Source organism: Bacteroidales bacterium, assembly GCA_012517825.1.
In the GTDB taxonomy this organism is placed as follows: Bacteria; Bacteroidota; Bacteroidia; order Bacteroidales; family JAAYUG01; genus JAAYUG01.
Genome location: JAAYUG010000064.1, coordinates 19,865 through 31,026 on the forward strand (window position 1 = coordinate 19,865; position 11,162 = coordinate 31,026).

Consider the following 11,162-nt stretch of genomic DNA (forward strand, 5'->3'; position numbering starts at 1 on the left):
GGATATTAACTACCAAAAAGCATTCCTTGAGAAAGTTGTCTTTGCCATATTATCTGCTTCTGCTTATTCTCCTTCTGTTTGTTTCAAACGGACTTGATTATTTTGCCGGAAGCGGCAAAGCAAGAGAGTGGCAGATGCACAGGATTCAGAGAATCTTTCTGCACAAGGAAAAAAACCTGAAGGAGAAAGTGAACCGGGTTGCTGAAATGTTTTCGGCAGCTTCAGAAAAGTGCGTCATTCCGGAGGAGGGATTGAACCTTCTGCGAAATGTCAGACAAAAAGATGTGACTATACTGGTTTACCGGAATGATAGCCTTTGTTGCTGGTCAGACAATAGTTCCGATTACCCGGTTGCCATTAAGGCCGATACGTTGAATCATCCGCTGTTGAAGCTGGGCAATGCCTACTATGCATCGGTTCTGCAGAAGAAGGAACCATATACTGTAATGGGGCTTATTCTGATTAAACATCTTTATCCATACGAAAACAAATACCTGCGGAATACATTTAATGCTGACTTTCATCTGCCCTCTTCGGTGGGGGTTGCAAAGGCACCTCTTGATGAGCTTTACAGCTTCCCTCTTAAAAATGAAAGCGGCACCAATGTGCTGTATTTTTGCTTTGATACCTACCAGCTGAAAAATCATCCCGTCAGGAACTTCATACCCTGGCTTTATGCAGTTTTTGGTCTTTTACTGATTTTGTTTGTGCGGAAGCTCCTGTATCAGGCCAGGTCGGCCAAAGAAAAATGGGTTATTTTTCTGGCCTATTTTGTCGCGGGAGTACTGTTGCGAATAGTGATGATCCAATGGCAATGGCCTGCAGTACTATACAGAACCAGCCTTTTCAGTCCGGCTCATTTTGCAGCCGGTCATGCATTGCCTTCCCTGGGCGACCTTCTTCTGAATGCTGTATTTACCTTCTCTCTGGCTTATTTTGTGTTTCGGCATATTTCCTGCCGGTTTTTCCTTGGCACGGGAAAAAAACTTCTGATTCTGCAATCGTTTTTATACCACCTTGTTTTTGTTGCGATTGCTGTTTTTCTTCATCTGCTGTTTGACAGCCTGGTGATTGATAGTGATATCTCATTTGAAATCAGAAACATACCTGATCTGACTGTTTTTACCTTCATAGGATTGTTTTCCATCGCCCTGCTTTTTGTTTCGGTGGGTTTGATCTACAGGAGGTTTGCTGAGGCTGTTGCAAATGCGGCAATTTCTCCGAAGGTGTTTGTGAGCAGTCTGTTTCTTGCCATGGGCATTTTGCCGGTAAGCCGCATTGCAGGGGTTCTGTCTCTGGCAGTTTTTATATTCGTTGTTTCCTTGTTTATTGTTCATTCGGTCTATTACCGGAAACGGAACGTCGGATTTTCATTTTATGTTATTCTGATTCTATTGTTTTCGCTTTATACGGTAATAATTGCTGATAGGGCAGGATGGCAAAAGGAATGGGAGCGGGGCAAGGTGATAGCAACAGGCCTGGCGGCTGAGCATGATCCCGTGGCTGAATTGATGCTCGGGGAGATAGCTCCTGCTTTGGCCTCCGATACGTTACTTCCCCTGAAGCTTCAGCCTTCGGTATTCCGGTATGATGATCTGGACAATTATCTGCAGAGACGGTATTTTGGGGGTTACTGGGCCCGGTATGATATTCAGTTCACCATTTGCGATGCCGACGATTCTCTTCTGGTTCAGCCTGAGAACCGTATGACGCATTGTTATTCTTTCTTTTCCGACATGCTGAACAATTACGGATATCCACTTTCTGATACAGGTTTTTACTATCTGAACAATCAAAATGGAAGAATAAGCTATTTCGGGCGGTTCCGCTATAAAGTCAAACCCCGGAATGAAGAAACAGACCTGTTTGTTCAAATCACGTCGAGGCAGATCATTGAAGCTCCCGGTTATCCCGAGTTACTGCTGGATGAGAAAACATCGTCGGCGCTGAAAGCCGAGGGGTATGCCTATGCCAAGTATTATAAGGGACAATTGATTACTCAATCAGGAAAATATCCATACAGTCTGGTTGATACCATGTTCCGGAGCGGGGAGGAATTTGCCCTGAAAAAAATAGATAATTTTCAGCATATTGTATTCAGGCCCTCAGCAGATAATCTGATTGTGCTGAGCAAGCCTGTTTCCACCTTTTTTGAAAAGCTGACAGCTTTTTCCTACGTGTTCATTTTTTACTTTTTATCGGCAGCATTTTTTCTTCTCTTTACCAGCACGGGAATTATTGAATCGGCTTTCAAAAGGACTTTCCGTAACAGGATTCAGTACTCGATGATTTTTCTTTTGCTTCTTTCTTTATTCCTGCTGGGGGGAGGAGCAGTTTATTTCAGCCTGCGGCAATACAATGCCCGTCATACCGAAGCCCTAAAAGAGAAAATGCAGTCGGTTTATTTCGAATTGTACAGATATGTGCACAAGGAGAAGAGTCTTTCTCCGGATTGGGCGTCTCCCGGTTTCAGCAATCCGGATGAATTGCTTGCCGAGATTTCCAATATGTTCTATTGTGACATCAATCTCTATGACCGGCGGGGTTTTCTGATTGCCACATCGCGGCCTGAAATTTTTCATCGCCATCTGGCAGGGAATCTGATGCAACCTGACGCTTACCGCGAGATGCAGTTTTTGCATCGTGCGGAGTTTATTCAGAAGGAGCAGACAGGAACGCTCAGTTATTTTTCGGCCTATGTGCCTTTACGAAACAATGCCGGAGAATTTCTTGCCTATTTGAACCTGCCTTATTTTACCCGCCAGAATCAGCTTGCGGCAGATATTTCCAATCTGATTGTCGCTCTTGTCAATATCTATCTTTTGCTGGTTTTGCTTTCGGTAAGCCTGGCAGTTCTTCTTTCCCGGCAAATTACGTTGCCGTTGCGGATGATACAGGAGCGAATGGCGCAGGTTAAACTTGACAAAAAGTCGGAGCCCATTGATTATCCTGGCATGGATGAGATTGCAGGCCTGGTTAATGAATACAACCGGATGGTGATTGCTCTGGAACAAAGTGCCGAGTTGCTGGCCAGGTCGGAACGGGAGCTGGCATGGCGGGAGATGGCACGACAGATTGCGCATGAAATACGCAACCCCCTCACACCCATGAAACTCAGCATTCAGCATTTGCAGAGGGCATGGGAAGACAAATCTCCCCATTTTGACGATTTGTTGCGCAGGACTGCTTCCACTCTGGCCGAACAGATTGACATACTATCATACATTGCCGCGTCTTTTTCAAGTTTTGCCAGTATTCCGCAGGGGAAGGCTGAACCGTTCAATCTGATTGACATTTTGCGGTCAACCGCCCTTTTGTTCGAAGGGAATGAATCAGCCCGGATTCAGCTCGAACTGAACGGACTGGAAGAAGCCCTTGTGATGGCTGATAAAGAGCAGATAAGCCGTGTACTGACCAATCTTGTTAAAAACGCATTACAGGCAATTCCCTCTGACAGGAAGGGCATTGTTGTGCTTGAAATACGTAAAACCAACGAAGGATTCCGGATTATGGTTGCCGATAACGGTGCCGGAATACCGGAAGAAATGCAGGGGCGATTGTTTCAGCCCAATTTTACGACAAAGACCACCGGAATGGGCCTGGGGCTTGCCATTTCGAAAAGAATCATTGAACATGCGGGCGGAAAAATATGGTTCGAAACTCAACCGGGAAAAGGAACGCAATTTTATATCACGCTTCCGGCCTTGCAAAACGGGCAATAAATGCGAATTCTGAATCAAAATCCATGAAAATCGTCTAAAGGATATAACGTTTTTTGTTATTAATTTATAAATTCGCTGTAATACATTGCTCCGTTGACCCGATCAAAGATGGTAAGGCCTAAGGTGTTTATCTGTTGTGGTTTGCTGATTTTCAGCTCCCTGGTTTATTCTCTGAAGGCCCAGGTCGTCTCTCTTTCCGGGGTAGTGAATTCCTACTACAGGGTTGAGGCAGTATATAACGAAAATTCAGCCAATATTGACTCTGTGAAATTGTACGATGTAACAGGGCTGGGCAAAGGAGACACGGTGATGATCTATCAGATGAAGGGGGCTGAGGTTGATCCTGCAACGGGAAATTATCCCAGTTTTCTGGGAAGTTACGCAGGGAGGTATGAGATTTTGCTGGTGAATGAAGTCCAGGTAACCAATCGACTGGTCATCTTTACTACGAATCTTTCGTTTTACGGTCCGCCGAATTATTCATACAGGGTAAGCTATACGGCTGAAGATACCCTGCAACTGATCAAAGTAAAATCGTACAGAAAGGCAAGCGTAGACGGAGTTTTGACCTGCAAGGCCTGGGATGGGGAAACCGGAGGAGTTCTGGCGCTCATTGTATCGGATACCTTATGGCTGAATGCCGATATTGATGTGAGTGGAAAAGGATTCAGAGGAGCTGCCGGACAAAGTTATCCTCATGTTTGTTCCAGTGAATATATATCTCTTCAACAGCGAAACTATTCGGCAGCATCTGATTCAGCCGGCTGGAAGGGTGAAGGGATAGTGCATTTTATGCCTTCATATGCCAAGGGTTATGGATACCTTGGTTCCAATTCAGGAGGTGGCAACGGGCAAAATTCCGGCGGCGCCGGAGGAAGCAATGGCGGGCAGGGTGGTGCCGGCGGGAAAGAATGGACTGATTGTTCATCCGGCATACAGAGTGAATCAGGAAAGAACCTGGCATCATATTATGATATTTCCAGTGTTACCCAGAAGCGGATTTTTTTTGGAGGTGGCGGCGGAGGAGGTACTCATACACCCGGGTTGGTTTCGTCAACAGCTGGGAACGGTGGAGGTATTGTGCTCATCATGGCTGGTGCCATTCTGGGAAATGGGAAGACAATCAGAGCTAACGGAGAAACACCTGCGGCGTGCACTGGCGGGGCCGGAGGTGGCGGAGCCGGCGGAGCCATTATTCTGGATATTACCTCTTATCTGGGCAGTCTCACAGCAGAAGCCAAAGGTGGAAATGGCGGAAGCACAACACACGTTTTAAACACCGGTGCAGGCGGAGGAGGTGGTGGTGGGTTTATCTGGTATTCTGAGCCTCAGTCTGGGAGTTTTACAAGGAATGTTTCCAGAGGTTTAAAAGGAAGCAGTGCAGCAGGTTCAACGGCCAGCGACGGAGCGAACGGATCTACGCGAAACAATCTGATAGTTCAGACCCGTGGCTGGCTGTTCAATGTTATGCCGCTCGATGATACCATTTGTGCCGGCACCAGACCAAAAGAGATAAGGGCTTCCTTCCCCAAAGGAGGGAATGGTCCGGGCAGTTATTTTTACAAATGGTTCCAGAGCCTTTCCAAAGAAGGCCCCTATGCTGAAATTGCGGGTGCGACCAATGTTTTCTATCAGCCTCCGGTGCTTGATACAACAACCTATTTCAAGCGTCTTATTCTCAGTATAGCTCCCGGAGATACCATCCGGGACACAAGCCTCACTTACACCGTAAAAGTGTACCCGGCCATTACTCTGAACACCATTGCTGCATCCGATACATTCTGCTACGGGCAGGATCCAGGCCCGCTCACAGGGCCATGGCCGGGAGGAGGGAACGGAACTTATAGTATTTACTGGGATAACAGCCTGAATGCTTCCTTCGTTTCGGCCAATTTGGGAATTGCAACAACTCAAAACTACAATCCTCCGGTACTTTATCAGACTAACTATTTCAGGAGACGCATCATTTCAGGTGTGTGTCGCGATACTTCCAATACAGTCACGCTCACAGTTCTGCCTCTTATTGGCAACAACAAAATCATCACCCCTGATACCATGGTTTGTTTCGGAAGATCGCCGCTGATTTCGGCCAGTCAGCCAAACGGAGGAGATGGCTCCTATGTGTATAAATGGCAGTACCGTACCGATAGTCCTTCCAGCCAGTTCCAGAATGCTCCCGGCTCATCAGCACAGAAAAACTATGTTGCGCAGAATCTTACCGATACCATTTTTCTGAGGCGTATTGTATGGTCAGGAGTTGATACGGTTTGCAAAAGTATTAGCGATACGGTGCGAGTGAGAGTTCCTTCGCCTGTTACAAATAACCTTATTTCTGCAGATCAGACATTATGCGAGGCAACATCGGCCCAACTGCTTAAAGGAAAGTATCCCAGGGGAGGAGATATTGGCAATTATACCTATTACTGGGAAAAGAGTCTGAATCAGACTACCTGGACAACCGAAAAGATTCAGGGCAATCCGCTGGATACCCTGTATGACCCGGGAATAATGAACGTTACAGCCTGGTACCGGCGGGTTATTTTTTCCGGACTTAACAATACATGCAAGGATACAAGCAATGTTGTAAAACTTACCGTACAACCCAAAATCCAGGGGAATACCATCTGGATTCAGCACAGTGATGACCTTGATACCACCCAATGTTATGGTTCCATGCTTGGTTTGATGAGAGGTTCAGGCCCTCCTGCCCTCTCGGGAGGGGACGGCTCCACCTACCTGTATACATGGCGGATTTCTTATCCCTCCTGGGATTCCATTGGGGCAACCCGTGATTTTACCTATAATCAGAAGCTTTTGGCTAATGTGAAGTTCATGCGTCAGGTTCGTTCCGGCAAATGTGTTTCTTTCAGTGATACAGTTTCTGTTACGGTTTTGCCCTCTGTTACAGGAAATTTGCTGATTCCTTCTGACAGTATCTGCACCGGAACGTCTCCCGGGAACCTTTCTGCTTCTTTGCCTTCCGGAGGAGACAACTCCTATCGTTACAAATGGCAGAGAAATACGGGAAGCGGATGGAACGATATTGCTGGTATTGTTACATCCGGGTATGATCCCGGCCCGGTTTCGGCAGAGACTTCATTCAGGCGTATGGTTTTTTCCGGGCCGTATGATTGTTGCAAGGATACCTCAGCCGCCACTGTGATTGCCCTGCATCCTCTGCCTCGGGCCAGTCTCTCATTTGTGTCGGTGTTTAGCACAGGCGTATGTGAAGAGACCCCTGTCAGACTGCAGTTTTCTGCCAGCACGGGATCGCCCCCTTACCAGCTTTATTACAGCCGCGGAGATTCTTCCTTTGCTGTTACTATGAGTTCCAAAAATCAACAATTCAGGAATGTTCCTCATCCGCCATACGGAACCGAACAATACCATTTTGTCTATAAACCCGATTCACTCTTTGACAGGTATGGATGCAAGGCCGACCTCCTTATCGGCAAAGATTCTGTAGACGTCTTCAAAAAACCCGATATAGTTCTCCCTCAGGATACATTGAAATATTGCGGAAAATCACTGGAACTGGATGTTGATCATGATGTGGGAACAGGAATCTGGAAGATCAATGCAGTGAAACCTCCGGGAGCAGGAAGCAGCATTACACTTTCCAATCCGGTTCTGAAAAACTCCCTGCTGACAAGCTCTTCTGCCGATACTGCTGAATGGGTGAAGTTATTCTGGGTGGTCGATAACCACGGATGTGCCGATTCCCTCTCACGCTGGTATGTTCTGTATCGTATTCCTCCCCATCAGATCCTTGTTTCAGACACTACTCTTTATTATGAATTTGAGTATCTGCTCAATACCGAAACAATAAACGGGCCCACTGAAACAGGTGTCTGGACGTACTCGGAAAAAACCGGAAAAACTGAACTTCAGATTGAAAATACTACTTCCGGTCAAACCATGATCCGGATACCTCAGGATCATTTTGGCGATTACCTGTTGTCATGGACGGTTAATAACCATGTATGTGCCGCTCAATCGGACAGTGTACGTGTTGTTTTCTCCAACATACGGGGGTATAACGGTTTTTCACCTAACGGCGACGAAATCAATGATGTTCTCTGGGTTGAGGGTGTGGAGAACCTGGAGTCATTTGAAATAACCATCATGAACCGGTGGGGGGAAGTGGTTTATCATTACAGCAATAAGGAAGAAAGTCCTGCTGAGTGGAAAGGCTGGGATGGTAAGCATTACCGGACCGGCAAAGATGTTCCCGAAGGAATCTATTATTATATTATCAAGGCAAACGGACGCATTTACAATAAAAACGGCAAGTCGGGGCAATATATTCTTTTAAGGAGATGAAGCCAGTATGAAAAGAATGCTGACAATAGGGTTGTTGATCATTTTACCGTATGCTCTTTACGGTCAGCGCGACCTTATGCCTCTGAACAGCCAGTATTTGTTCAATGGATTGCTCATCAACCCGGCGTATGCGGGCAGTCATGACGTGCTAAGCTTTGCCGGGACTTTCCGCAAACAGTGGCTTGGGTTTGACGGAGCTCCGGTTGATTATTCTTCCGGTTTTCACTGGCCCATGGCCAAGAGCAAGCTGGGAATGGGTCTGGTTCTCCGGCAGGAAAAAGTTCTCAATCAGAGCACATCCGAGATAGGCCTCGATTATGCTTTCCGCTTTATCGTGGGGAAAGGGAAAATGTCGTTTGGTTTGCGCACAGCATTGAATCTGTTTCAGGAAGATCCGTTCAAAGGGGATATCAGAGATCCGTCCGACCCGTTATTCACTCAGAACCGCCTGCAGGGCAGTGCCATGATGCCAAATTTCGGGTTCGGAATGTTCTATTTTACTGAAAGGATGTACGCAGGTTTCTCCATTCCCTGGTTTTTTACCCTGCCTTCGGGGAGCTCGTTGTCTTCCTTCTTTACCGGAGAGAGCAATATGTCGCACTATAATTATCTTCTTACGGGGGGCTATTATCTGAAAATTACTGACAGGTTCTGGTTTAAACCGACGTTTCTTTTGAAGTATCAACCTGTGTCAGGTTTTCAGTACGATGTGAACGGAAGTTTTGTTTTGTTTGATGATCTTTTGTGGGTAGGAGGAGGTTACAGGGGAGATGGTACCGTAATAGCTTTGCTCGATTTGCAGATGCTGAAGCAGTTGAAGCTGGGCTTTTCATGGGATTATCCCACCGGGGTTATTCGGCAGGCTACGGCAGGTTCTATGGAATTTTCGGTGCGGTATAATTTCAATTTTAAGGTAAATGCTGTAAGTCCAAGGTTTTTCTGAGTCTATGAAATACGGAAGTATTCTTTTGTGGCTGGGTTTATTACTGGGAGGAATGCTCACTGCTTCGGGGCAGAAGGATAGTCTTTACCGGATTGAAAGACTCAGTTTTTCAAGTATTGCATACGATGAATATGCCCCTGTGCTGTTGGATGCCCGCAATCAGCTGATTTTTGTTGCCAACAGAAGCGCCGGAGGGTTGTTCAAGCACAGTACCGAAAAAGGTACTCCTCTGGAAAATTATTTTTATGTTACCCGTAAGAAAGACAGCACATTTACAGGCTCACCCCGGGTTTTTGCTTCGGAACTTGTTTCGGGTAGCAACAAGGGGCCCATGGTCTTCAACCGGGAGGGAACAAAAATGTACCTGACAAAAAATATTATAGAGCCGGGCCGATTGAAGAATTATCTGGGGACCAACAACCTGCTCGGGATTTTTGAATCCAGCTTTGTGGGCGGCCGCTGGACCACACCAACGTTGATAACGGCTATCAATGCCAACGGGTACAATACCTGCCATCCTGCTCTGAGTCCGGACGGGAAGCGTATGTATTTTGCCTCCGATCGTCCGGGAGGTTTCGGAAGAATGGATCTCTGGTATTCCGATTTTGTAAAGGGCCAATGGACTGAACCAAAAAACCTGGGTCCGGTCATTAATACTTCCTTCAACGAAGTGTACCCGACCTGTGGTCCTGACGGGCGTTTGTATTTTTCTTCCAACCGGCCTGACAAAACCATAGGCAAGCTCGATATCTTCTATTCTGAGCTGGTTAATGGCCAGTGGATTGAGCCGCGGAGACTGCCGGAACCATTCAATTCGCGGTACAACGATTTATGTTTTGTTCCTGAAGGAAACGGGGACCGGGGCTTTTTCTCCTCCGACCGGTACGACCGGACAACAAGCGATGTGTTTTATTTTTTCACAACGGAACCAAAGTTTGGTGCTCCGGAGCCTTTAAAAATGCCGCGCCTGTGCTATACTTTTTTTGAAAATATGGGCGTGGTAATTGATACGGCAATTGCTGTATATGAATGGACTTTCAGCGACGGAGCCAGGCTCAGGGGGCTTGAGGCTTACCACTGCTTCCCCGGAACCGGTGAATATACTGTGGAACTCAATGTTGTAAATAAACTGCAAGGGACGGTTGAAAAGAATGTGGTTGCTTACTATTTCCCCATTGAAAAGATTGAACAACCATGGATAGCTTGCCCTGATACGGTCAAAGTCAACGAATGGGTTGAATTTTCCGGTTCGGATTCCTGGTTTGTCAGCTTTGTGCCAGAAAGATATTACTGGGATTTTGGCGATGGTTCGAAGGCTATGGGAATTACCGTAAGATACCAGTATGTTCGTCCCGGGAAATACCGCGTGCGCCTGGGAGTTTCAGGAGAGGACCAGGGAGAAGGGAAACCGGCAACACGTGCCTCCTACAAAGATGTGGTAGTAGAAGGTGATTATACACTCACCCCTTCTGTGTCAGCATCACCATGAATTTATGGGGGGTGCGTACTTTTGCACAATCTTTGTGCAGGTATTTTGAAAAGGTGTTGAGAAAATTTGTTATAGATCACGTTATTAAATTTTCATAATGAAGTTTCCTTGATTATTTTAGCTAAGGGAATTTATCTGTAGATTTGGTGATGTTTAAGTGTATCAATATGAGACAAGGAGAATCAGGATGGTGGCAAAATTTCCTGATGGGGATTTTGTTGTTCGCAGCCTCATGCCATACATGGAGCCAGCCGGTACCCGGGAAAGATGAAAACATACCCTATCTGGTTACTTTCGGCGGAAGTGCGGAGACTTCCTGGGGGGATGATGATTTTTCACAGACCTTTTTCTTTGTTATACCCAAAGAATTTACCAGTCCGGTATATATCCGGGTATACGATCCGGACTGCGGAGGAGCAATTGATGAATTGAAGGGGGTGTTTGATACGCGGACCAGTTTTACGGTGTACGGAGGCGTTGGGTGCTATAGCAATGAAGATGTTCAGACCGGACAGCCGCAGGGGAATTATAAGGCAGGGAACGTATTGGCTACCAGAACATTTGGTGTTGACGCCCGCTATGACCAGAAGTGGTATACTTTTGGTCCGTTCAATCCGACCGAAGGAGAATTCGTTGAACAGTTCAAAGGCTACATCATAAAAGTTATAGCTGAAGGCGTTAGCGG

The 11,162-nt window shown here is 46.5% G+C and carries 5 protein-coding genes; all 5 read left to right on the top strand.

Translation table 11 applies throughout. The features are described 5' to 3' along the window. The first annotated feature begins 26 nt into the window (after nucleotides 1-26). Complete coding sequence (locus tag GX419_04225; protein ID NLI23897.1) at nucleotides 27-3,722, top strand: hypothetical protein; 3,696 nt, start codon at nucleotides 27-29, stop codon at nucleotides 3,720-3,722. Nucleotides 3,723-3,815: 93 nt separating this feature from the next. Then, nucleotides 3,816-8,045, top strand: a complete 4,230-nt coding sequence (locus tag GX419_04230; protein ID NLI23898.1) for a gliding motility-associated C-terminal domain-containing protein — start codon at nucleotides 3,816-3,818, stop codon at nucleotides 8,043-8,045. A 7-nt stretch (nucleotides 8,046-8,052) separates the two neighbouring features. Then, nucleotides 8,053-8,988 carry a PorP/SprF family type IX secretion system membrane protein gene (locus tag GX419_04235; GenBank protein ID NLI23899.1) on the top strand — a complete coding sequence of 312 codons (936 nt, stop codon included), beginning with the start codon at nucleotides 8,053-8,055 and terminating at the stop codon, nucleotides 8,986-8,988. A gap of 4 nt (nucleotides 8,989-8,992) precedes the next feature. Next, nucleotides 8,993-10,477 carry a PKD domain-containing protein gene (locus GX419_04240; GenBank protein ID NLI23900.1) on the top strand — a complete coding sequence of 495 codons (1,485 nt, stop codon included), beginning with the start codon at nucleotides 8,993-8,995 and terminating at the stop codon, nucleotides 10,475-10,477. Between the two features lie 167 nt (nucleotides 10,478-10,644). Then, nucleotides 10,645-11,162 (top strand): hypothetical protein (locus GX419_04245; protein ID NLI23901.1); only part of this gene is annotated, 518 nt, incomplete at its 3' end.